21 protein-coding genes and 2 tRNA genes are annotated in these 23327 nt (G+C 70.4%); 11 read left to right on the forward strand and 12 right to left on the reverse strand.

What is annotated here, in order from left to right:
• The first annotated feature begins 6 nt into the window (after positions 1-6).
• The 4 genes from OG780_RS14970 (at position 7) to OG780_RS14985 (ending at position 3696) form a co-directional block, all read left to right on the forward strand.
• Entirely contained in the window at positions 7-738 is a 732-nt protein-coding gene (locus OG780_RS14970; protein WP_326785611.1) for a M50 family metallopeptidase, read from the forward strand.
• A gap of 147 nt (positions 739-885) precedes the next feature.
• Positions 886-2226 carry a 3-phosphoshikimate 1-carboxyvinyltransferase gene (gene aroA / locus OG780_RS14975; protein ID WP_328448435.1) on the forward strand — a complete coding sequence of 447 codons (1341 nt, stop codon included), beginning with the start codon at positions 886-888 and terminating at the stop codon, positions 2224-2226.
• A 16-nt stretch (positions 2227-2242) separates the two neighbouring features.
• Positions 2243-3256, forward strand: a complete 1014-nt coding sequence (rsgA, locus tag OG780_RS14980; RefSeq protein ID WP_328448437.1) for a ribosome small subunit-dependent GTPase A — start codon at positions 2243-2245, stop codon at positions 3254-3256.
• Positions 3257-3372: 116 nt separating this feature from the next.
• Positions 3373-3696 carry a DMT family transporter gene (locus OG780_RS14985; protein WP_326785614.1) on the forward strand — a complete coding sequence of 108 codons (324 nt, stop codon included), beginning with the start codon at positions 3373-3375 and terminating at the stop codon, positions 3694-3696.
• A 72-nt stretch (positions 3697-3768) separates the two neighbouring features.
• On the opposite strand, the gene OG780_RS14990 is transcribed toward OG780_RS14985, so the two are convergent.
• Positions 3769-4377 carry a TetR/AcrR family transcriptional regulator gene (locus OG780_RS14990; RefSeq protein WP_328448439.1) on the reverse strand — a complete coding sequence of 203 codons (609 nt, stop codon included), beginning with the start codon at positions 4375-4377 and terminating at the stop codon, positions 3769-3771.
• Between the two features lie 225 nt (positions 4378-4602).
• Between OG780_RS14990 and hisN the strand changes: the two genes are divergently transcribed.
• The 4 genes from hisN (at position 4603) to OG780_RS15010 (ending at position 7977) form a co-directional block, all read left to right on the forward strand.
• The gene (gene hisN, locus OG780_RS14995; protein WP_326785616.1) at positions 4603-5403 is read left to right on the forward strand and encodes a histidinol-phosphatase; all 801 of its coding nucleotides are present in this window, start codon (positions 4603-4605) and stop codon (positions 5401-5403) included.
• A gap of 359 nt (positions 5404-5762) precedes the next feature.
• Entirely contained in the window at positions 5763-6155 is a 393-nt protein-coding gene (locus OG780_RS15000) for a CBS domain-containing protein (RefSeq protein ID WP_328448440.1), read from the forward strand.
• 229 nt (positions 6156-6384) lie between these two features.
• Positions 6385-6807, forward strand: coding sequence for a Fur family transcriptional regulator (locus tag OG780_RS15005; protein ID WP_326785619.1), 423 nt, complete (start codon positions 6385-6387; stop codon positions 6805-6807).
• 744 nt (positions 6808-7551) lie between these two features.
• Positions 7552-7977, forward strand: coding sequence for a hypothetical protein (locus tag OG780_RS15010; protein WP_328448441.1), 426 nt, complete (start codon positions 7552-7554; stop codon positions 7975-7977).
• Positions 7978-8052: 75 nt separating this feature from the next.
• Here OG780_RS15010 and OG780_RS15015 read toward each other — a convergent pair.
• From OG780_RS15015 to OG780_RS15030, 4 genes are all read right to left on the reverse strand, one after another.
• Positions 8053-8126 (reverse strand) — tRNA-Met (locus OG780_RS15015).
• A 158-nt stretch (positions 8127-8284) separates the two neighbouring features.
• Positions 8285-10135: a tetratricopeptide repeat protein gene (locus OG780_RS15020; protein ID WP_328448442.1), complete on the reverse strand. Its 1851-nt coding sequence runs from the start codon at positions 10133-10135 to the stop codon at positions 8285-8287.
• 229 nt (positions 10136-10364) lie between these two features.
• A tRNA-Met gene (locus tag OG780_RS15025) sits at positions 10365-10438 on the reverse strand.
• A gap of 42 nt (positions 10439-10480) precedes the next feature.
• Entirely contained in the window at positions 10481-13453 is a 2973-nt protein-coding gene (locus tag OG780_RS15030; RefSeq protein ID WP_328458139.1) for a UPF0182 family membrane protein, read from the reverse strand.
• Positions 13454-13617: 164 nt separating this feature from the next.
• On the opposite strand from OG780_RS15030, the gene OG780_RS15035 reads away from it, so the two are divergent.
• Positions 13618-14160, forward strand: coding sequence for a PPA1309 family protein (locus OG780_RS15035; RefSeq protein WP_328448443.1), 543 nt, complete (start codon positions 13618-13620; stop codon positions 14158-14160).
• Between the two features lie 72 nt (positions 14161-14232).
• Here OG780_RS15035 and OG780_RS15040 read toward each other — a convergent pair whose 3' ends face one another.
• From OG780_RS15040 to OG780_RS15055, 4 genes are all read right to left on the reverse strand, one after another.
• Entirely contained in the window at positions 14233-15330 is a 1098-nt protein-coding gene (locus tag OG780_RS15040; protein WP_328448444.1) for a YlbL family protein, read from the reverse strand.
• A 247-nt stretch (positions 15331-15577) separates the two neighbouring features.
• On the reverse strand, positions 15578-15763 hold the full coding sequence (locus OG780_RS15045; protein ID WP_326785623.1) for a hypothetical protein: 186 nt from the start codon (positions 15761-15763) through the stop codon (positions 15578-15580).
• Between the two features lie 160 nt (positions 15764-15923).
• Complete coding sequence (locus OG780_RS15050; RefSeq protein ID WP_328448445.1) at positions 15924-16385, reverse strand: molybdenum cofactor biosynthesis protein MoaE; 462 nt, start codon at positions 16383-16385, stop codon at positions 15924-15926.
• Between the two features lie 414 nt (positions 16386-16799).
• Positions 16800-17915: an SDR family oxidoreductase gene (locus OG780_RS15055; RefSeq protein ID WP_328448447.1), complete on the reverse strand. Its 1116-nt coding sequence runs from the start codon at positions 17913-17915 to the stop codon at positions 16800-16802.
• Between the two features lie 190 nt (positions 17916-18105).
• On the opposite strand from OG780_RS15055, the gene OG780_RS15060 reads away from it, so the two are divergent.
• Together OG780_RS15060 and OG780_RS15065 are read left to right on the forward strand one after the other, a co-directional pair.
• Positions 18106-19536, forward strand: a complete 1431-nt coding sequence (locus OG780_RS15060) for a zinc-dependent metalloprotease (protein ID WP_328448449.1) — start codon at positions 18106-18108, stop codon at positions 19534-19536.
• The gene (locus OG780_RS15065; RefSeq protein WP_326785627.1) at positions 19533-20054 is read left to right on the forward strand and encodes an NUDIX hydrolase; all 522 of its coding nucleotides are present in this window, start codon (positions 19533-19535) and stop codon (positions 20052-20054) included. The genes OG780_RS15060 and OG780_RS15065 overlap by 4 nt, the downstream gene beginning before the upstream one ends.
• Before the next feature lie 97 nt (positions 20055-20151).
• On the opposite strand, the gene OG780_RS15070 is transcribed toward OG780_RS15065, so the two are convergent.
• Genes OG780_RS15070 through OG780_RS15080 form a run of 3 tightly spaced genes read right to left on the reverse strand, consistent with a single transcriptional unit; the run spans position 20152 to position 23319 of the window.
• Positions 20152-20907 carry an AIM24 family protein gene (locus OG780_RS15070; RefSeq protein WP_328448451.1) on the reverse strand — a complete coding sequence of 252 codons (756 nt, stop codon included), beginning with the start codon at positions 20905-20907 and terminating at the stop codon, positions 20152-20154.
• A gap of 16 nt (positions 20908-20923) precedes the next feature.
• Complete coding sequence (locus tag OG780_RS15075) at positions 20924-21604, reverse strand: AIM24 family protein (protein WP_328448453.1); 681 nt, start codon at positions 21602-21604, stop codon at positions 20924-20926.
• Between the two features lie 11 nt (positions 21605-21615).
• Positions 21616-23319 carry a TerD family protein gene (locus tag OG780_RS15080; protein ID WP_328448455.1) on the reverse strand — a complete coding sequence of 568 codons (1704 nt, stop codon included), beginning with the start codon at positions 23317-23319 and terminating at the stop codon, positions 21616-21618.
• Positions 23320-23327: the final 8 nt, after the last annotated feature.

The following is a 23327-nucleotide window of genomic DNA, read 5'->3' on the forward strand; positions in this document are numbered from 1 at the left end:
CCGACAATGGACAGCACCGCATCCACCTCGCTGGCCTCGCTCAGCTCCCTGTGGGACGAGGTTTTCGGCACCCAGCCGGACCCCGACCTGTGGGTGGTGATCGCCACCATGGTCGCGGCCCTCGCGGCGATCGTCCCGCACGGCGTCTGGCGCGTCTCCCGCAACGCCATCACCATCGCGCACGAGGGCGGCCACGGTCTGGTCGCCCTGCTCACCGGGCGCAGCCTCAGCGGCATCCGGCTGCACTCCGACACCAGCGGCCTGACCGTCAGCCGCGGCAAGCCGACCGGCCTCGGCATGATCCTCACGGCGGCGGCCGGCTACACCGCTCCCCCGCTGCTCGGCCTCGGCGGCGCCGCGCTGCTCGGCGCGGGCCACATCACCCTGCTGCTGTGGGTGGCCACGGCCCTGCTCATAGCCATGCTGGTGATGATCCGCAACGCGTACGGCGCGCTCACCGTGATCCTCACCGGCGGCACCTTCCTGCTGGTGTCCTGGCTCGCCGGACCCCAGGTACAGGCCGCGTTCGCGTACGCCGTGGTGTGGTTCCTGCTCCTCGGCGGCGTCCGCCCGGCCTTCGAACTCCAGGCGAAGCGGACCCGGGGCGGCGCGGGCGACTCCGACGCGGACCAGCTGTCACGGCTGACGCACGTACCGGCCGGGCTGTGGCTGTTCCTCTTCCATGCCGTGTCGCTGTGCTCGCTGATGGGCGGCGGGCGCTGGCTGCTGGGGCTGTGAGCAGCGGGCCGCCGCTCACAGGGCGCCGCGCCGCGCCGCGGCCGTCCGCCGTGCTCCCGGGACACCCCTGTCCGGCTCCCCCGCGCGGGCGTCACCGGCGGTGACGGACCGGCGGCTGCCCAGCGCCCTGCCACTAAAGTGGGGCGCATGACCGTGAACCCCGCCCACACCGCCCTCTGGCCAGCCCCGCACGCAAGCGGAGCCGTCGACGCGACGGTTCACGTGCCGGGGTCCAAGTCGGTCACCAACCGCGCTCTCGTCCTGGCCGCGCTGGCCTCCGAGCCGGGCTGGCTGCGCCGCCCGCTGCGTTCCCGCGACACCCTGCTGATGGCCGGCGCGCTGCGCGCGATGGGCGTGGGCATCGAGGAGACGGTCGCCTCCAGCTCGACGGTCGCGGCGGGCCCGGACGCCTCCGGCGAGGCCTGGCGGGTCATCCCCTCGGGCCTGCGCGGTCCGGCCACGGTCGACGTCGGCAACGCCGGCACCGTCATGCGCTTCCTTCCCCCCGTCGCCGCGCTCGCGGACGGCCCCATCCGCTTCGACGGCGACCCGAGGTCGTACGAGCGTCCGCTGCACGGCGTGATCGACGCGCTGCGCCTGCTCGGCGCCCGGATCGACGACGACAGCCGCGGCGCTCTTCCCCTGACGGTGCACGGCGGCGGCGCCCTGGACGGCGGCCCGGTGGAGATCGACGCGTCGTCGTCCTCCCAGTTCGTGTCCGCCCTGCTGCTCTCCGCCCCGCGCTTCAACCAGGGCGTCGAGGTCCGGCACACCGGCTCGACCCTCCCGTCCATGCCGCACATCCGGATGACCGTGGACATGCTGCGCGCGGTCGGCGCACAGGTGGACACCCCGGAGTCGGGCGGCGAGCCGAACGTGTGGCGGGTGACGCCGGGCGCGCTGCTCGGCCGCGACCTGATCATCGAGCCGGACCTGTCGAACGCCCAGCCGTTCCTGGCGGCGGCGCTGGTGACCGGCGGCACGGTCGTCGTCCCCGACTGGCCGGCCCACACCACCCAGCCCGGTGACCGGCTGCGGGAGATCTTCACCGAGATGGGTGGTTCCTGCGAACTCACCGAGATCGGGCTCCGGTTCACCGGTTCGGGTGCGATCCACGGTATCGACGTGGACCTCGGCGAGGTCGGCGAGCTGACCCCGGGCATCGCGGCGGTGGCGGCGCTCGCCGACTCCCCCTCCACGCTCCGCGGCGTGGCCCATCTGCGGCTGCACGAGACGGACCGGCTGGCCGCGCTCACCAAGGAGATCAACGAACTCGGCGGCGACGTCACCGAGACCGCCGACGGCCTGCACATCCGGCCGCGACGGCTCCACGGCGGCATCTTCCACACGTACGACGACCACCGCATGGCGACGGCCGGCGCGATCATCGGGCTGGCGGTGAAGGGCGTCCAGATCGAGAACGTGGCGACGACCGCGAAGACCCTGCCCGACTTCCCCGACCTGTGGACCGGAATGCTCGGGAACTGACGGGCGGACCTGGATCATGCGCCGATACGGCAAGAACACCGACGAGGACGACATCCGCCAGCGGCCGAACCGCAAGGGCAACCGTCCGCGTACGAACATCCGCCCCAAGCACGAGGAAGCCGTCGAGGGCATGGTCCTCACGGTCGACCGCGGCCGGCTGACCTGTCTGGTCGAGGGCCGCGCCGTGGTGGCGATGAAGGCACGCGAACTGGGCCGCAAGGCCGCCGTCGTCGGCGACCGGGTGGCCATCGTCGGCGACCTGTCCGGCGAGAAGGACACCCTCGCCCGCATCGTCCGCATCGCGCCGCGCGGCTCGGTGCTGCGCCGCACGGCCGACGACGACGATCCGTACGAGCGCGTGGTCGTCGCCAACGCCGACCAGCTCGCCATCGTCACCGCCCTCGCGGACCCCGAGCCGCGCCCCCGACTGATCGACCGCTGTCTGGTGGCGGCCTTCGACGGCGGCCTGACCCCGCTCCTCGTGCTCACGAAGTCGGACCTGGCCCCGCCGGACAAGTTCCTGGAGCTGTACGGAGCGCTGGACATCCCCTACGTGGTGACCAGCCGCGAGGAACTGCGCAGCGAGGCCGCCGCCGACCGCGTACGCGAGCAGCTGAACGGCAAAATCACGGCGTTCGTCGGTCACTCGGGCGTCGGCAAGACGACCTTGGTGAACGCGCTGGTGCCGCCCGAGCAGCGCCGCACGACCGGTCACGTCAACGCGGTCACGGGCCGCGGCCGGCACACGACCACCTCGGCACTGGCCCTGCCCCTGGCGGGCAGCGCCGGAGGCTGGCTCGTCGACACCCCCGGTGTCCGTTCCTTCGGCCTGAACCACGTCGATCCGTCCCGGGTCATCAACGCCTTCCCCGATCTCCAACCCGGCACCGAGGGCTGCCCCCGGGCGTGCAGCCACGACGAACCGGACTGCGCGCTCGACCAGTGGGTGGCCGACGGCCACGCCGACCCGCAGCGGCTGTACTCGCTGCGCCGGCTGCTGTCCACACGCGAGCGCCGCGAGGGCGACTGACGTCCCCGTGTTTGCGCGTGCCCGTGGTCGGTAAGGGCTTCTCCGGGTCGGTGAATGCATAATCGCACCGACCCGGGCCGGGCCGGCAGTCGACGTGCGATGCGGGAGGACAAGACATGGCGTGGCTGCTGGTCGTTGTGGCGGGACTGCTCGAAACCGGCTTCGCCGTCTGCCTGAAGCTTTCCCACGGTTTCACCAGACTCTGGCCCACCGTGGCCTTCTGCGTCTTCGCCCTCGGCAGCTTCGGGCTGCTGACCCTTTCCCTGAAGAAGCTCGACGTCGGTCCGGCCTACGCGGTGTGGACCGGCATCGGCGCGGCGGGCACCGCCATCTACGGCATGATCTTCCTCGACGACCTGGTCTCGGTCCTCAAGATCGTCTCGATCAGCCTGGTCATCGCCGGTGTCATCGGGCTCCAGCTCTCGGGGTCGGCGCGCTGAGGACGCACCCCCTGAGTGCGCATGCCTTGAGTACGCACCCCCTGGCGGCAGTTGGGCCCGAGGCGCCCGCCCTCAGACTCCGAGCCGGTGGGACGACGCCAGCGCGGTCCTGACCAGTTCCGCGGCACCGCCCCGGGCGGGCGGCGCGACGACGCACGACAGCGCGATCCGGGTGACCAGTTCGCAGGTCCGGGTGACCTCGGGGGTGTCCGCCCGGGACAGGGCGAGCGCGGCGACGACGCGGTCGCGGACCAGTACCACGAAGTCGGCGGGCGAGGGCAGCGGTCCGTCGGCCCGCCGCTGCGCGGGCACCGGAGACGACGAGGGCACGGCGGACAGCGCGGGCGAGGGCAGCCGTTCGCTCCAGCTTCCGGTGAGCATCGCCCGCACCAGCGCGTTGCTGCGGGCCGTCGAGGTGGTCCACTCGGCGGTCGCGGCCAGCCGGTCCCGCGTGTCCGTGTGAGCGGCCAGGGCCCGGTCGACACCCGCGAGATAGGCGTCGGCCTCCCGCCGCACGAGGGCGCGCGCCAGGCCTTCCTTGCTCCCGAACTCGTTGTAGAGCGTCTGGCGTGACACTCCGGCCACCGCGGCCACATCGACCATCCGCACCGCGGACCACGGCCGGCGCGCGAGTGCCGTATAGGCGGCGTCCAAGAGCGATTCGCGCGCTGCGGGCATCATCGCCTCCTTGGGGCGAGCGGCTCTGGAGCCAGGTTTGACGCGTGCGGGAGCACTGTCAAGGGGTCGCGGCGGCCCTGGGGGGCGCGCACCCGAAGCGGTGCGCGCCCTGACCGGGCACGAGCCCCGGGGGGCCGCTCCCCGCCGGGCGCCGCCGCGGTCCGGGCCCGGGGATCACCTGCCGGTCCTGTGTAGCCCCGTCACGACGCGGGCAGATACGGTTCACCCATGCCCGACTACCGCGATGACCTGCGCCTCGCCCATGTCCTGGCGGACGCCGCCGACGCCGCGACGATGGACCGCTTCAAGGCCCTCGACCTGAAGGTCGAGACCAAGCCGGACATGACACCGGTGAGCGAGGCGGACAAGGCCGCCGAGGAACTCATCCGTGGCCATCTCCAGCGGGCGAGGCCGCGCGACGCGGTCCTCGGTGAGGAGTACGGCATCGAGGGCACGGGCCCCCGCCGCTGGGTCATCGACCCGATCGACGGCACCAAGAACTACGTCCGCGGTGTGCCCGTGTGGGCCACGCTGATCTCCCTGATGGAGGCGGGCGAGGGCGGCTACCAGCCGGTCGTCGGCGTCGTCTCCGCCCCCGCGCTCGGCCGTCGCTGGTGGGCGGCGAAGGGGCACGGCGCGTTCACCGGCCGCAGCCTGTCCTCCGCGTCCCGTCTGCGGGTGTCCGAGGTCTCGCGGATGGCCGACGCCTCCTTCGCGTACTCCTCGCTGTCCGGCTGGGAGGACCAGGGCCGGCTGGACGGTTTCCTCGATCTCACGAAGGCGGTCTGGCGTACCCGCGGTTACGGCGACTTCTGGCCGTACATGATGGTCGCCGAGGGCTCGGTCGACATCTGCGCCGAACCCGAGCTGTCGCTCTGGGACATGGCGGCGAACGCGATCATCGTGACCGAGGCCGGCGGCGCGTTCACCGGCCTCGACGGACGCCCCGGCCCGCACAGCGGCAACGCGTCCGCGTCGAACGGCCTCCTCCACGACGAGATGCTGGGGTATTTGAATCAGCGCTATTGAGTGGCCGGCGGCGGCCATGACGTGACGGTGGCTCGCACGGCCGCCGGGTGGCCTGCCGCGGGCACGCCCGAGGAATCGCTCGTCGAGCGGGCCGATCCGCCGCCCTGAGGGTCCCGCCTCGCCGTACGGCGTCTCGGGGATCGGCGATACCGCCGGGGCGCCTGAGCAGCCTTGCCGGGCCCCGGGACTGCCGAGCAACCCCGGGCGCCCCCGAACTCACGGCACGCGCCCCCTTGTTGACCCTCTCTTTAACTGCGACCCTGAGGGCTCCCCCACTTGTGAACTTGTGAACCGCTTCTCTTTGCGCTCCGTCGAGGAGCCGGGGAGCCTGCGGCTCACCGAGGAGGTGGCTCCAGCCCATGCTCGTCCGCGACGCCATGAGCACGGTGGTCCTCACCATCGGCCCGGCACACACCCTCCGTCAGTCGGCCCGTCTGATGTCCGCGCGCCACGTCGGCGCGGCCGTGGTCCTCGACGAGGACTCGTCCGGCCTCGGCATCCTCACCGAGCGCGACATCCTCAACTCCCTCGCCCACGGCCAGAACCCGGACTCGGAGACAGCCGGCAGCCACACCACCACCGACGTCGTCTTCGCGGCGCCCACCTGGACCCTGGAGGAGGCCGCGGCCGCGATGTCGCACGGCGGCTTCCGGCACCTGATCGTGCTCGACGGCAGCGGCCCGGTGGGCATCGTCTCGGTCCGCGACATCATCCGCTGCTGGGCACCCGCCCGGCAGCAGGTACCGGCCTGAGCGGACCGCCGGGTCCGGCGCGAGCACGTCGGCGGACCTGAACGGACCGGCGGATCCCGTCCGAGCACCCAGGCGGGCCTGAACTCCCGGGCGGATCCCGGGGGTTCGGGCCCGCCGTCCACACCCGGCACACCGGACTCGCCCCGGAGATGGATGCCGTCCAAGTCAGGTCAAGATCTAAAACAACACTCGTTCGGGATCTGGTTCACCTGCTGTTAGGCTGACCGGTATGAGTGACCTGCTGGAACGCCTGCGCGGACGCGGATGGCGCATGACCGCGCAGCGACGTGTCGTGGCCGAGGTCCTCGACGGCGACCACGTCCACCTGACGGCCGACGAGGTGCACGCCCGCGCCGTGGCCAAGCTGCCCGAGATCTCCCGGGCGACCGTCTACAACACACTGGGCGAACTGGTCTCGCTCGGCGAGGTGCTGGAAGTCGCCACGGACAAGCGCGCCAAGCGCTACGACCCGAACGCGCACCGTCCGCACCACCACCTTGTGTGCGCCCGGTGCGGGGCGATCCGCGACGTCCATCCGATCGGCAACCCGCTCGGCGACCTCCCCGACTCGGAGCGCTTCGGCTTCACCGTCTCGAACGTCGAGGTGACCTACCGCGGCGTCTGCCCCGACTGCGCGGCCATGGCGGCGTAGAGGCACGCGAACGCCCGCACACACACGAACCCCGGCACGCCACGCGCGCCGGGGCTTTTTGCCATGCGGCGGGTAGAACGTATTTCTTCGGCAACTGGCCAACTGATCGAATACCCGATAAATAATCGCTGATGCGCTGCGGGAACGAATCGAGCCGCTAATCCCGGCTGATCACGATATGGTGCGGCGGCGAGCCGAACACCGCCGCACTTTTACTGCGACGGCCAGAACACGGAACTCCGCCTCGCCAGTGATGGCCATACCCACGCCCGCCCCTACTCATCACTGCGGCCAGGCTGGCGACGCACCGGAACTGAGGCCGCGATGGCCCACATCCGCGTTCCTCGAAACGGACTCGGGAGACCGAGAATCAGACTGCAGGTCGCCCTGGCGAATTACACATTCCTGTCGCGCGTTCCCGGTAAACCCCGCCCGGCTACACCACAGCACGCGATCCCGTCACCTCGGTTACCTGCCTAACCCCCTGAAGCCTGTCTCATTTCAAGGAGCGCCCTATGGGCGACTACTACCACTTTGCCGCACAAGGCTCCGTCACATGAGAGGCACGAGTGCAACTCTGATGCACGCAAAGCGATGCAAACTAGATAAAAACTCCGAACGGTCCTTCATTAGCCGTCAGATTTCAGCCATTAACGCTGCGGCGGGTACACGTCAATCGGTTCAAGCATTAACGTAGGTTTTGTAAATGAAGCGCAATAACGACCCATTTAATGGAGATCTACCTTGCTTGGCATTCACGGCAATTGGACAAGATTTCGCACCATTTTCGTCGTTCTGGCAGCGGTGATCGCTGCACTGACGGTCACGCTCGTGACACCCACGAACGCGTCAGCGGCAACCACCACTTGCGACTCCCTGGGGTTGCCCGGCATCAAGTCCCCCGATGGCGGGGCGCAGGTCTGCTTCCAGGCCTACGGCGAACACATTCTCCTCTGCGACAGCAAGGCCGACGGCCACCACCCCGCAGTCATCTACGATTTGGACTTCACCACGTCGGACACCAGGGTCGACGACGCCACGCTCAGCTACGGGATTTGCAGGGATATCGATGAAGATCTGCCTGAAAACCACCAGATCTATTTCAAAGCACTCAACGTCGAAGGCTCTACCACGGTGAGCTATAGCGGTTGGTTCCACACCACAACCTGACCGGCGCGGTTACAAACGCGTCGCGGCTAAAGACTCGTGGCCGGATCCCAGAAGGATCCGGCCACGAGATATAAGTAGCGGGGACAGGATTTGAACCTGCGACCTCTGGGTTATGAGCCCAGCGAGCTACCGAGCTGCTCCACCCCGCGTCGATGAACTGAACAGTACGTCAAGAGCGTGGCCCGCGCAAATCCATTGACCAGGGGGTCCGACGGTCGCCCTGCGGCCCCCGGCGCCCCCGCGCCCGGGGCGGTTTCCCGGGCGCGGGGCGCCGGGTGCCCGGTCGGCCCGGGCATCCGGCCGCCCCTCACGCGGACAGTTCCTCCCGCAAGGCATCCCGCAGTCGCGCCGCCCGCTCGGAGACCTCCGCCGGCCCCAGCGACACGGCCCGGTCGGCCCAGCGCTGCCCCTCGGCGAGCTCCCCGCGCCGCGCGTACACGAGCGCCAGCCGGAGCGCCGCCCGCCCGTGGCCCGCGTCGGCCGCGCGAGTCCACCACAGCGCCGCTTCCGGCTCGCTCCCCTCGCGGGCGAGCAGCAGCCCGAGGTTGAAGGCGCCGTTGCGCGACCCGGCCTCGGCGGCCTCGCGGTACCAGCGCGCCGCCTCCACCACATCGCCCCGCGCGGCGGCCAGCATCCCGACCCGCACCTGCGCGCGCCGGTGCCCCTGGGACGCGGCACGCTCGTACCACTCCTCGCATTCGCTCTTCTCCTGCGCGGGCTCCCCGAGTTCGTGCGCGGGCGCCGGGGGCCGTCGGGCGTCGAGCACGGCGGCGAGCCGGTAGGCGGCCTCCGCGCTGCCCCCTCCCGCGGCGCACCGCAGATGCCGCTCGGCAGCGGGCTCGTCGCCCTCCCTCAGCCGCGCGATGCCCACCTGGAGCGCCGCCTCCGTGTGTCCGGCGGCGGCGGCACGCTCGTACCACCGCAGCGCCGCGGCGTCGTCGCCCTCCGTGGCGCGTCCCGCGTGCAGGATGCCGAGGTTGAACGCGGCGTCCACGCTCCCGGCCTCCGCGGCCTTGGAGAACCACGGCTCGGCCCCGGCCGCGTCGCCGCCCTGGAGCAGCAGGATCGCCAGGGCGTTGGCGGCCTCGCGGTGACCGGCGTACGCGGCCCTGCGGTACCACTGCTCGGCCTGCGCGGTCCGCCCCTGCTCGGCGCAGAGCAGCCCGAGGTTGTACGCGCCGTTCACGTCGCCCGCGTCCATCGCGGCCCGGTACCACCGCTCGGCGGTCTGGGTCTCACCCCGCTCGGCGTGCAGCGCGCCCAGCGCGTTGGCGGCGTTCCCGTCCCCGTCCTGCGCGGCCCGCAGCCACCAGACGGCGGCGCTGTCGGGGTCCCCGGCGTCGCGCAGCAGGAATCCGAGGGCGCACGCGGCGCGCGCCTCCCCGTCCTTGGCGGACGTCAGGTACCAGCGCCCGGCCTCCTTGAGGTCGCCGCGCTTCTCCAGGATCGCCCCGAGATGCAGCGCGGCCCTGCGGTGCCCGCGCGCGGCGGCCTGCCGGTACCACTGCTCGGCGGCCTGTCCCGCGGCTCCGATGACACCGTTGTCGCCCACGGCCTCGCCCGAGTCCAGGGCTTTGCGGTCGAGCGCGCGCGCCAGCCGGTACGCGGCCTCGCGGTGCCCGCGCTCCGCGGCGGCCCGCATCCACTGCTCGGCACCCACGTCGCTACGATGCTCCAGCAGATCGGCGAGGGCGTACGCGCCCAGGGCGTGACCCTGTTCGGCGGACTGGCGCAGCCAGTACTCGGCGGCGGGCTCGTCACCGCGCTCGCGGTGGTGCCGGCCGAGCGCGTGCGCGGCGGCGGCGCTGCCGGCCACGGCGGCGATCCGCCACCATCCGGCGGCCTCGTCGGCATATCCACGCTGGTAGAGGAGGACACCCAGATTGTTGGCGGCGGCACGGTCGCCCGCGGCGGTGGCCGCGCGCAACTGCGGTTCGGCCGCGTCGAGATCGCCGCGGCGCAGCAGCATGGCCCCGAGGACGCTCATCGCCTCGACGTCGCCGGCTTCCGCGGCCGACCACCGGCGCGCTTCCTCGGCAGCCTCGCCGGTCTCGTCCCGGTCGGAAGGCTGCGTGAGATCCACAGGCTGCTCAAAGTCGGCAGACTGCGCAAACCGCCCTGTATCCAACAGAGTTGCCTTGTCCCCCATAACGTCCATCGTCGCACCACCTGCAAACTGGGTACACCTGGTATACCGCAGCCAGTTAGGTCACTTCAGCGTTTTGTCGACATGCCCACAGAGAGACAAGTCAAACACAGATCGCCCAACTGCCCTCGCATGTCGCGGCACTTCACACGAGTCGCCAGGTCACCGGGTACGCCCCGGCGTGGCGTCACACACGTCGAAGGCCCGGATCCATGAACTGGATCCGGGCCTTCGACTTCAGTAGCGGGGACAGGATTTGAACCTGCGACCTCTGGGTTATGAGCCCAGCGAGCTACCGAGCTGCTCCACCCCGCGCTGTTGTTCCTCAACCGTACCACGGCGCGGGGTGGGTCCTGATCAGCTGCTTCCGGAGCTCTTTTCGCTGCTCGGGCTGCTGCTCGGACTGGGGCTGCCGCCGGTACCGCTCTTGTCGGTGCCCTTGCCGTCCGTCTTGTCCGCGCCGGAACCGCCGGCGGCCTTGTCCGCCTTGGCCTGCGCGTCCTCGGCCCGCTTCAGCGCGTCCTCAAGGTCCTTCTGGGCCTCGCCGTACGCCTTCCAGTCACCCTTCTTGAGGGCTTCCTGCCCCTGGTCGAAGGCCTTCTGCGCGTCGGCGAGCGCGGCCTGGACCGTCGGGTTGCTCGACGTCGGCGGTTTCGTGGTGTCCTCGTCCGGCGGCTGGGTCGAACTCGCCGCCCCGAAGACCTTGTCGAGTGCTTCCCCGAGTGTGGCCTCGAAGGCTGTGTTGCCTCCGTAGGTCACCAACACCTTGCGCAGCAACGGGTATTTGAGGTCGCCACCGCGGACGTAGACCGGTTCCACGTAAAGTAGACCCCCGTCGAGCGGCACCGTCAGCAAGTTGCCGTACTCGACCTTGGAATCGCCGCGCTCCAGCAGGCTGATGGACTCGGCGATGGCCGGCTCGGAGTTGAACTGGCTCTGCACCCGCTTGGGTCCGTCGATGGTCTTGCCCGTCGGCAGTTTCAGGATACTGATCTTGCCGTAGTCAGGTGTGCCCGCCTCTGCGTCGACGGACATGAACGCACTCAGGTTGTCACGGCCGTTCGGTGTCATCGTCGTCGTGAGCGAGAACGCCTGCGATGTCTCCCCCGGCAGCTTCATGCTCAGGTAGTACGGCGGCACGGCGCTACCCGAGTTGTTGCTGGGGTCGTCCGGGACCTGCCACACCTCGCTGCCGCTCAGGAACGTCTGGGCGTCCTTCACGTGGTAGCGGGTGAGCAGCTCTCGCTGGACCTTGAACAGGTCCTGCGGATACCGCAGATGGGCCATCAGCTCCGGCGAGATCGACTTCTTCGACTCCACCGTGTCCGGGAACGCCTTCATCCAGGTCTTCAGGACCGGGTCCTGGGTGTCCCACTGGTAGAGCTTGACCGCGCCGGTGTACGCGTCGACGGTCGCCTTCACCGAGTTGCGGATGTAGTTGACCTGGTTCTGCTGGGCCACCACCGCGCGCTGGTTGTTGGCCGCCGTCAGCGAGTCCGCCGTGGTGTCGCCGAGCGTGGTGCGCGAGGCGTACGGATAGCCGTTGGTGGTGGTGTACGCGTCGACGATCCACTGGATCTTCCCGTCGACGACCGCCGGGTAGGCGTCGCCGTCGATGGTCAGCCAGGGGGCCACCGCCTCGACCCGCTCCTTGGGCGTGCGGTTGTAGAGGATCCGCGAACCCTCGCCGATCGCGCCCGAGTACATGATCTGCGGCTCGCCGAACGCCACCGCGTACGCGGCGCGGTTGACCGGGCTGGAGAGGCTGATGCCGCTCTTGCCCTTGTAGCTGGTGGTCTTCTCGCCGCTGTCGTCGGAGTAGTCGATCTCCTTCTGGGGACCGCCGACGATCGAGTACTGGGTGGTCTTCTCTCCGTAGTAGATCTGCTGCTGGTACGCGCCGAGGTCGCCCTTGGACGGCAGGTTGTACTCGGTGAAGACCGGGCGGCCCTCGCTGTCGGCCGTGGTGCCCTTGGCCGCGACGACGCCGTATCCGTGTGTGTACCGGAAGTGGTCGTTGATCCAGTTGTTCTTCGGGATGCCCGCGAGGTTCAGCTCGCGCAGCCCGAGGACCGTGTCCTGGTCCTTGCCGTCCTTGCTGTACCGGTCGACGTCCAGGTTCGACGGGAACCCGTAGTAGTTCCGGACCTGCTGGAGCTGCTGGAAGGTCGGCGACACGACGTTCGGGTCCATCAGCCGGATGCTGGCGACGGTGTCGGCGTCGTCACGGAGCCTGGTCTTGTCCTCGGTATCGCTAGTCCCCGCGTAGTCCTGCACGTTGGTACCGTCGATCCCGTACGCCTCGCGGGTCGCCTTGAGGTTCTTCTCGACGTACGGCGCTTCCTTGGCCTGCTCGTTGGGCTCGACCTGGAACTTCTGGACTATCGCGGGGTACAGGCCGCCGATGAGGACGGCCGAGAGCACCATGAGGCCGAAGCCGATCACCGGCAGCTGCCAGGTGCGCCGCCACAGCGTCGCGAAGAAGAGCAGCGCGCAGATGACGGCGATGCAGAACAGGATCGTCTTGGCCGGCAGGTACGCGTTCGCGTCGACGTACCGCAGACCCGTCCAGTTGCCGGTCGCCTTGAAGTCACTGGACTTCACCGCGAGCCCGTACCGGTCGAGCCAGTAGGCGACCGCCTTCAGGGCGACGAAGACGCCGAGGAGCACCGAGAGGTGTCCGGTGGCCGCGGCCGTGGCACGCGCTCCGGGGCTCGTGATCCGCAGACCGCCGTACAGGTAGTGCGTGAGCGCGGCGGCGATCAGGGAGAGCACGGCGGCGGCGAAGCCGAAGCCGAGCAGGAAGCGGTACCAGGGCAGGTCGAAGGCGTAGAACGAGACGTCGAGGTGGAACTGGGGGTCCTTCTGGTGGAAGGGAACTCCGTTCACCCACATCAGCCACGTGCGCCACTGGCCCGAGGCGGACGCGCCGGCGATCAGCCCCACCAGGGAGGTGATCGCGAGCAGCAGCCAGCGCTTGTAGGGCGCGATGCCCATGCGGTACCGGTCGAGGCTCTGCTGCTCCATCGACATGGCGCTCAACGGCGGGCGCAGCCGGTGCGCCAGCCAGATGTTGAAGCCCACCGCGGCCGCCATCAGCAGACCGAAGACGAAGAAGAGCCCGATCTTGGTCCACAGTGTGGTGGTGAAGACCGACGAGTAGTGAACCGAGCGGTACCAGAGCCAGTCCGTCCAGAACCCCGCGAACATGACGAAGGCCATGGCCAGTACGGCCAGCACGCCCAGTGTCATGAGCAGGGTCCGGACACGCCGGGACGGCCGGCCCACTCTGATCCGTGGCCCCGTCGGGCCTCCGCCGCGGTCCGGCATCTGGAAAGCCAAGGTGCGCACCTCGAAGTCGCTGTCGAATCCTTCAGGCCTCCATGTCGGAGGACCGTCAGCAAGGCTCCGTGATCGAGGAGCCTCATCTATGCAACTTACTCACGCTTTACTCGGTTCCCGATTCAGGTTACGAACGAGGCAGGATTGTGACCATGTCCAACACTCCCATGGCAGCGAGCCCCCTGACCCGGGCCGTACTCGAGATCGACGAGTACGCATCCGGCCTCGGCTGGGACCAGCCCGCCCGCCTTTTCGCCCTCGTAGACACCGCACGGCTGCGGGCCCAGGAACCCGGCCTCGCCGCTCAGCTCGGCCTGGAGCACGAGCAGAAGACCACCGGTCTCACCCCCGTCGAGCAGGAGGAGATCCCTGCCGGCAAGCCGCTGGACGAGTTCCTCGGCACCATCGCCTGGCCCGACGCCGTCGTCGGCTGCGCGCTCACCGTGGAGCGGCTGATGCTGCCGCCGTCCGCGGAGAACTCGGTCCCGGAGGGTCTGAGCGGCAAGAAGCTCACCCAGTGGGTCGCGGCACACCCGGACCGCCAGGAGGTGCGCATGACGGTCGGTGTCCTGCGCGACGGCACCCGCGACTCGGCGCTGCGGCTGCGCGAGAAGGACGCGGCGACGGAGGTGCTCACCGGCGCGGGCCTCGTGCCGGGCCTGGCGGAGGCGCTGTCGGCGACATTCGCGGACTGATCCGCGCACGGACGCGGCAGGGGGCGCCCCGCGACTCGCGAGGCGCCCCCTGCCGCGGGCGGGCGGTGTCCGTCAGCCCTTGGTGCCGCACTTGGGCAGGTCGGACGTCCGGCCCGCGTTGATGTCCTTGAGGGCCTTCATCGCGTCGTCGAGGGTGTCGACCTTGACGAGCCTGAGCCCGTCGGGGGTGTCCTTGGCGGCCTCGGCGCAGTTGTCCTTGGGCGTCAGGAAGTACTGGGCGCCCTTGTTGCGCGCGCCGACCGTCTTCATGTCGATGCCGCCGATCGGGCCGACCTTGCCGTCGTCGTCGATGGTGCCGGTGCCGGCCACGAACTTGCCTCCGGTGAGGTTCCCCGGAGTGAGCTTGTCCACGATGCCGAGCGAGAACATCAGACCCGCGCTCGGACCGCCGACGTCGGCGAGCTTGATGTCGATGGTGAACGGGAACGTGTGGTCGATCCCGGCCGAGATCCCGACGACCGCGCGGTCGGCGCTGTCGTCGTCGGATTTGACCGTGGTGATCGTCACATCCTTGGTCGCGGTCGCCGTCGTGTGTTCCTTCGTGGCGGCGGCCTGCTCCTTGGCTGGCACGATCCTGAACACGACCTTGTCACCGGGCTTGTGCTTGGTGACGAGTTTCCCGACGTCCTCGGGCTCCTTCACGGCCGTACCGTCGACGGCCTTGATCACGTCACCCGCGTGCAGCCGTCCCTCGGCCGGAGAGTCCTTGACGACGGTGGAGACGATCACCCAGGACTTCACGGGGATGCCCAGTTCCTTCAGGGCGGACACCTTGGCGCTCTCCTGCGACTGGCTGAACTCCTCGGCGTTCTCCTGCGTCGACTGCTGCTCGGTCTTGCCGTTCGGGTAGAGCGTGTCGTGCGGCACGATCTTGCTGTCGTGCGCCAGCCAGCCGTACACGGCCTCGACGAGGTTCATGTTGTAGTCGGCGCTCGTGACCCGGACCGTGGTCATGTTCAGGTGTCCGGTCGTCGGATACGTCTTGCGGCCCGAGATCTGCAGCACCGGCTCACCGTCGTGGTCACCCAGCGTGTTCACCGTGGGACCCGGTGACATCTCCGAGTACGGCACTTTGATGAACACTCCCGCGCACAGGAGCGCGATCAGGATCAGAGTGGAGGCGAGCATCGTCGCGGTGCGGCGTGGCATGGAACGACAGTACGGGACGGTGGTGTAAGCGCACCGTCGGGGCCGTCCGTACGTGATGGGCCCAGAATGCGCCCGAAAGGCACGAAAACGCGTGTTCCGGGCGGCACTCCGAGGTGCCTCGCACGGTCCGGGCCGCCGGGGACCTCGCGAGCCGGCTCGGGACGGTTCGGAGTCGCCCGGGACAGTGGACACGGCCCCTCGAACACACGGACGCGTCGCGCGAGCTCGGGGGACCGGCCGGTGGACCTCAGAGCGCGTCGGAGTGTGACTTCTCCCGGGCGTCGGTCCGCTCCATGGCCTCACGGAAGCGCGTGTATCCGGCGAGCTCGACACCGTCTCCCGCGGCCTTGCGATTCCGGCCGGCCCAACTGCCCCACAAACCGGCACCGATCGCGGCCATCAGCGGAATCAGCAACCAGGCAAGCGCCGCCATGTCGACCTCCCAACCCCAAGAGCGACCGCTACTGACTGATCAGCAGATTAACCATCCGCAGTGTCAACGCTCGCGGCAGGGCCCCGGTTACGCAACCGGACGGCGGTTATCAGTCGATCGGACCAGGGTGGGTGCCGGTCGCCGGAGGATCCGGTCGCTCTCAGCAAGCGCCGACCCACTCCTGCGAGCCGTCGGAGAACCTCTGGTGCTTCCAGATCGGCACCTCGTGCTTGAGGTCGTCGATGAGCTTGCGGCAGGCCTCGAAAGCATCGCCACGGTGCGGGCAGGACACGGCGACGACCACGGCCAGGTCCCCGACCCGCAGGTCGCCCACCCGGTGAACGGCTGCCAGCGCCCGCACCGGATAGGCGGCCGCCACCTTCTCCGCGACGCGACGCATCTCCGCCTCTGCGGTGGGGTGGGCCGAGTACCCGAGCTCGTCGACGTCGGCGCCGCCGTCGTGATTCCGCACGGTCCCCACGAACAACGCGGTCCCCCCGGCGGCATCGTCCCCCACTGCTTTGAAGACCTCGTCCAGGGAGAGCGGTTCGTCGCGGATCGCGAGCAGCCTGATCGGGTCCTGCGCGGCCCGCTCACCGGGGTGGTCGTAGGTAGATGCCATGCCCCCATCGTGCCGCACCCCGCCGACCCGGTGGAATACGGCTTTCACCCGGCACGCACGCGTACCGCTTGGAGCCTCCTCCAGACGGCGCGGCACGGCACGGCGGGGGCACGGCGGTGCGGTCGGGGGCCGGCACGGCTCAGCCCGGCACGCACGGGCGCAGCCCGGCACGGCACAGCTCAACGCGGCACGGCACGGGCTCAGCCCTGCACTGCCCGGCTCAGCACTGCCCGGCACGGCGTGGCCCGGCACGGCGTGGCCCGCGGCCCGCAGCCCAGCGCAACGCGTCGGGGGCCGTCGGGGACCGGCGGGCCGCGTCGCCCGTCGGGGCTCGTCGGGGACCGGCGCCGCCCGTCGAGAACCGGCGTGACTTGTCGGCGGTCACTCCAGTGGCGTAGCGGCGCGGACCCGGTGTCAGAACCTGCGCCGGGCCTTCCGGGCCCGGCGGACCACCGCCGCCGCGCCCAGCAGGGCCACCGTCGCGCCCGCAGCGCCCGCCGCGGTCGCGTCCTTGCGGCCCAGCCGCCGGCCGGCCACCGTGTGGCGCCCCGCGACCTCCTCCAGCAGTTCCGCCAGGACCTCCTCGTTGGTCCAGCGCGGCCGCCACCCGGCATCGTGCAGGCGGCTCCCGCTCACCACCCAGGGGTACATCGTGTAGGCGAGGTCCCCGGCGGGCGAGGGAGTGAGCCCGATCCGGTGAAGCCGGGCGGCGGCGCCCAGCGCGACCGCGGAGGGAAGCTCCATCCGCCGGATCCCGCTCAGCTCCTCCACCTCCTCCTGCTCCAGCCAGCCGTCGCACCCGACGGCCAGCTCGCCCTCGACCTTCTCGACGACCGCGTACTCCAGCGCGGCGCACAGGTCCTCGACGTGACAGAACTGCCACGCGGGCCTCGACCCCGCCACGACCAGCAGCCGAGGAGACTCGAAATACCTGGTCAGCGCGGTGTCCGTACCGCCGCCGACGAGTACCGCGGGCCGTACGACGGTCACGTTCAGCCCGGGGTGCGCCCGCGGCGCGCGGCGCGCGAGCCGCTCGATCTCCAGCAGGTCGCCGACACCCGTCGCCTCCGCCGTCGCCCGCAGTTCGGCGTCCTCGGACAGGGGCAGTTCGTTGTCGGGCAGCGCTCCGTAGACCATCGCCGACGTGCACAGCACGACCCGGTGGACCCCCGCCGCCGCGGCGGCGGTGAGCACGGTCTGCGTCCCCCGGACGTTGTAGGCGGTCCGGGCCGCCGCGTCCGTCTCCAGATCGAGGTCGAGCGCCAGATGGACCACGACGTCCGCCCCGCGCAGCTTCTCGGCGATCGCCGGGTCCCGGACGTCCAGGATGTGCCACTCGGCGTCGGCGCACTCGCCGCGCCGCTCGTCGATGGCGACGACCCGCTTGATCTCCTCGCTGGCGGCCAGCCGCTCGGTGAGCAGCGCGCCCACACCGGCCGCCGCGCCGGTGACCGCGACGACGGGGCCGCGCGAGGCTGGGCTGGTTGAGTGGTTTCGCGCTGCGCGAACCTGCGGATCTGGGGAACTCACCGGGCGTCTCCAGCGGTTGTCTTCAGTAATGGACGCGTCTGACGCGTCCCTACCAGTTGGCATCCATCCTGCCGCAGGCGACGAGTCGGCGAAGCACCGAGGCCCGATCGGGTTCAGGTGTCTACGCTGGGTGGTGTTGTGGGCAGCCGCCGTCGGAACGAACCGGCGGCCTTACCAGCCGAGGAATCCCGTGAGTGACACCCCATTCGGATTCGGCCTTCCGCCGGAGGAGCCGGACAACGGCGACGAGGGCAAGAAGAAGGACCAGCAGAGCGGTGGTGGTCAGGGACCGTTCGGTTTCGGGCTGCCCGGAGCCGGAGGCCCAGGGGCCGACAATCCGCTCGCAGCCATGTTCGGTTCGATGAACCCGAACGACCTGGGCGCCGCGTTCCAGCAACTGGGACAGATGCTCTCGTACGAGGGCGGCCCGGTGAACTGGGACATGGCCAAGCAGATCGCCCGGCAGACGGTCGCGCAGGGCACCTCCGACGGCACCAAGGACGCGAGCGTCGGCCCCGCCGAGCGACTCGCGGTCGAGGAGGCCGTCCGTCTGGCCGATCACTGGCTGGACGACGCGACGTCCCTGCCGTCCGGCGCGGCCTCCGCGCTGGCCTGGAGCCGGGCGGAGTGGGTCGAGGCGACCCTGCCGGTGTGGAAGGAGCTCGTCGACCCGGTCGCCGAGAGGGTCGGCGCGGCCATGGGCGATGTGCTGCCCGAGGAGATGCAGGCCATGGCGGGCCCGCTGATCGGCATGATGCGCTCCATGGGCGGCGCCATGTTCGGTACGCAGATCGGCCAGGCCGTCGGCGTGCTCGCCGGAGAGGTCGTCGGCTCGACCGACATCGGTCTGCCGCTCGGCCCGGTCGGCAAGGCCGCGCTGCTGCCGCTGAACATCGAGTCGTTCGGCAAGGACCTGAGCGTCCCCCAGGAAGAGGTACGGCTCTACCTCGCCCTGCGCGAGGCCGCCCACCAGCGCCTCTTCGCGCACGTGCCGTGGCTGCGCTCGCACCTGTTCGGCGCTGTCGAGGGATACGCGCGCGGGATCAAGGTCGACACCGCGAAGCTGGAGGACGTGGTCGGCCAGTTCGACCCGCAGAACCCCGAGGAGCTCCAGCAGGCACTCCAGCAGGGCATGTTCCAGCCCGAGGACACGCCGGAGCAGAAGGCGGCGCTGGCCCGCCTGGAGACGGCGCTCGCGCTGGTCGAGGGCTGGGTCGACGCGGTCGTCCACTCGGCGGCCAAACCCCGGCTCTCGTCGGCCGACGCACTGCGCGAGACGCTCCGCCGCCGCCGCGCCACGGGCGGTCCCGCCGAGCAGACGTTCGCCACCCTGATCGGTCTGGAGCTGCGCCCGCGCCGGCTCCGCGACGCCTCGCGCCTGTGGGCCTCGCTCACGGACGCGCACGGTGTCGACGGCCGGGACGGCCTGTGGGCCCACCCGGACATGCTGCCGACGGCGTCCGACCTGGACGACCCGGACGGCTTCGTGCACCGTGAGCACATGGACTTCTCGGAGATCGACAAGATGCTCGGCGAGGCCGCCAGCGGCACCGCCGAGAAGCCGGACCTGAAGAAGCACGACGACACGGAGGACTCCGGCAAGAGCGACGGCGCCGAGTGAGCCTGCACGACGACGCGGCCCTCGTGCTGAAGAGCCACGAGGGCCAGGAAGAGCTGCGCCAGGTCTATCTGGACCACCTGTCCGCGCACCCGGACGGGATGTGGAAGTCCTGCCAGGCCGGGCACCTCACGGCGAGCGCCCTGGTGATGGACCCGTCACGCGGCCGCGTCCTGCTGACGCTGCACCGCAAGCTCCAGATGTGGCTCCAGACGGGCGGGCACTGCGAGCCGGGCGACCCGACCCTGGCCGAGGCCGCCCTGCGCGAGGCGGCGGAGGAGTCGGGCATCGAGGGGCTGACCCTGCTGCCGGGCGGCCCCGTGACGCTGGACCGGCACGCCATCCCGGCGCCGTGCCACTGGCACCTGGACGTCCAGTACGCCGTCCTCGCCCCGGCCGACGCCGTCGAGGCCATCAGCGACGAGTCCCTCGACCTGCGCTGGTTCGCCTACGACGAGGTCGCCGAGGCGGCCGACGATTCTGTCGTACGACTCCTGGAGGCGGCCCGCGCCCGGCTGTGACCGGCGCGAGGGCCATCGACGTGTAAGGGGCGACCGCCATTGGCGGTCGCCCCTTACCTCTGCTCGCCGGACCGTCGTAGCCCGGAGGGCGGAACGGTCAGCTCCAGGCGTTGCCCTGGTTCTGCGCCTGCACGCCCTGCTGCCCCATGCCGTACTGGGCACGCAGTCCCTGGCCGATCACCGCGTTCTGCGGCGGCAGCAGTTCACTGGGCTGAATGAGCGCGTAGCCGCTGCCCATGAAGCTGAGCTCCCAGCCCTCACCGGTGTTGCCCCGGCGCCGCCACACACCCGAGGAGTGCGTCTGGGCCTGCATCTGCACCCGCAGGCCGGTGGACCACGCGACGATCGCGTCGGCGTCGCAGTTGACGTACTTGTCCGGGGTGACCTGCATCATCAGCGGCATCCCGGAGGTCACCAGCGCGACCTTGCCGCGGCCGGTGATGTTGAGCTGGTACTTGCCGGAGCCGGAGATGCCGTACTGGCTGTCCACGGCGATGACCTCGTGGTGCAGCCCGGAGTCCATCGCCAGCACATAGCTGCTGTCGACGGTCAGGCCGTCCTGGTCGACGTCGAGGATGTGCACGTGCTGACCGAGGTTGGCGAGGTAGACCGTGCCCTGCCCGTGGCAGCGCATCAGGTCGAGGCCCTCACCGGTGTACGCACGCGCGCGGTGCTGGCTGTTGTTCTGGTACTCGGCGTCGAACTCGACGAGACCCTGGTACGCGACCATGGTGCCCTTGCGGGCGAGGATGTCGTCGTGACCCTCCAGGACGACGCGCAGCATCTGCGAGTTCTGCAGGCTGTAGCGGTCCTGGGTCTGCTGCTCGTTGTAGCCGAAAAGCGGGCTCTGCATGATGTCCTGCTCCCCCTCAGCCCCGGACTCGGAGGCGGTCGGTGCTGTCCTCGCTGGGCTGGACGACGACGATGCCCTGCCCGGAGAACGCCATCTGGTACGCCTCGCCGCTGCCGCGCCCGATCAGCGACTGCGCCTTGAAGCTGCGCTTGCCCTTCACCCTGAGGTTCGGGGACCAGGCGACGAGCGCGTCCGGGTCGACGTAGGTCTCGTCCTCACCGCCGCCGCAGTCGACGACGATCGGCTTGCCGCGGGAGGTCAGCGCGACCCACCCCTGACCGGAGATCTTGGTGTTCCACAGACCCTGTCCGGCGAACTTGGCGAGCCCCTTCACGCGCTCGACGCCCCACGTGAGATGAGCGTCGAAGGCGAGCAGATTCGTCGCGTTGACGGAGATCGCGTCCCCGTTGAGGTTGATCACGACGACGTTCGCCCCGTAGTCGGCGAGGTAGAGCAGGCCGTCGCCGGAGCACTTCATGAGGGGCGCGCCCTCGCCGGTCATCCAGTCACGGGCGATCTGGCGTACGGCGGGCGGGTTGGGCTCGTACTGGACGAACCCTTCGTAGGCGACCATCGACCCCACGCGCGCGAGGAGGTCGTTTCCGGTCTGCATGGCGACCTTCAGCATGTGATTGCCGTGGTTCTCCATGCGCGCGGTGACGGGCGCAGGGGCAAAGCCCGCGAGTGGCTGGTTCATGACGGGCTCCCTCAGACCTCGTACGGCTGGACGACGACGAAATTGCCTGGCGCGGCACGGAACTGGAGGTTCACGCTCTCCCCGGTGTCACCGGCGTAGGCGTTCCGGCGCATCCTCACCTGGCTGGAGACGATCACCTGCGCGGCGGCGGACCAGGCGACGACGGCGTTGCAGTCGGCGAACGTCGTGGGCGTCACCGGCAGGACGACGGGCGCGCCGTGCGTCTTGACGACGATGGTGCCCGTCCCCTGGAACTGCATCGTGAACAGCGCGCCCCCGGGGATGCCGTGCCCCTCGATGCGACGGACCTCGTACTGGAGGGACTCGTCGAAGGCGAGGACGTTCTCCGCGGAGACGCAGATCGCGTCCCCCTGGAGCTCGATGGGGTGCACATGGGTGGCGTTCTCGGCGAAGAACACCTGGCCCTGGCCGGTGCAGCGCATCAGCTGCATCTCCTGGCCGGTGGCGTTGCCCACGAGCCGGCCGGCGAATCCGGCGCCCTTGTAGCTGAAGTCGACCTTGCCCTGGTACAGCACCATGCTGCCCTGGCGGGCGAGTACGGCCTGGCCTCCGATGCCGAGGTCGACACGGATGAGCTTCTTGTTCTGCGGCGTCCACCGCTGACCGGTGGGCGTCTCCTTGAAGGCTCCCAGCGCCGCGGCCACACCGGCCCCGCCCTGCGGAGCGCCCTGGGGTGCGCCGTAGGGGGACGGGGCGCCGGGCTGGCCCGGGTACTGCCCGGGTGCCTGGCCGGGGATCTGGCCGTACGGCGGCTGCTGGCCGTAGCCGGGGGGCGCCGTCGGGGGCTGCTGACCGTATCCGGGAGGAGCGGTCGGTGCCTGCTGGCCGTAGCCGGGCGGCATGTGAGCCGTCTGGCCGGGCGGCTGCTGGCCGTAGCCGGGCGGAGGGCCGGGCGGCTGCCCGTAGGGCGCGGGGCCCGGCGGCGGGACGGTGCCGCCCGGCGGGGTGTGCAGCGGCGCCACGATCGTCGGCGCGCCGTGCATCGAGGGCGCGGGTGCGGGCGTGGGGGCGTGCGGCGCGGCCCCGGGGGGCGGCGCGAAGCCCTGCGCGGGCGCCGGAGCGGGCGCCGGAGGCGCGCCGAACGTGGGCGCGGGGGCGGTCTGGGCGGGCGGGGCGAAGGACGGTGAGGCGCCCGGCTGCTGCTGCGGGGCGGCGGCGGGCTCCTCCTCGGCGACCTCGCCACCGAAGTTCTTCAGCAGCGCGTCGAGACCGCCGTCGAAGCCCTGTCCCACCGCGGCGAAGCGCCAGACGTCCTTGAGGTAGAAGTCGCCCAGCATCACGGCGCGCTCGGTGGAGAACTCGGTACCGCTGAACGCGTACCGGGCCACCTCCTCGCCGCCCGCGACGACGCGGAGGTATCCGGGAGCGATCTGCGACATCTGTCCGGCGCCGTCGATCGTCGCCGTGAACGACAGCTTCTGGATCCGCGCCGGAATCCGGTCGAGAGTGACCCGGAAGGACTCCGTGTCGCCCGACTGCGCGCCGAGGAGCTGGATGGACTCCTCGGGGGACTTCGGCTGGTTGAAGAAGACGAAGTACCGGTCGTCCGACAGCCGTTCGTCGGCGTCCAGACCGAAGCAGCTGATGTCGAAGGTGAGTCCGGGGCCGGTGATCTGCACACCTACGTACAGATCCGTGCCCGCGGTGAGGTCACTGATCTTGGCCTTGTGGCCGCGTTGGAATTCCCTGGCCATGCGTAACG

Source organism: Streptomyces sp. NBC_00386 (assembly GCF_036063235.1).
GTDB lineage: Bacteria > Actinomycetota > Actinomycetes > Streptomycetales > Streptomycetaceae > Streptomyces.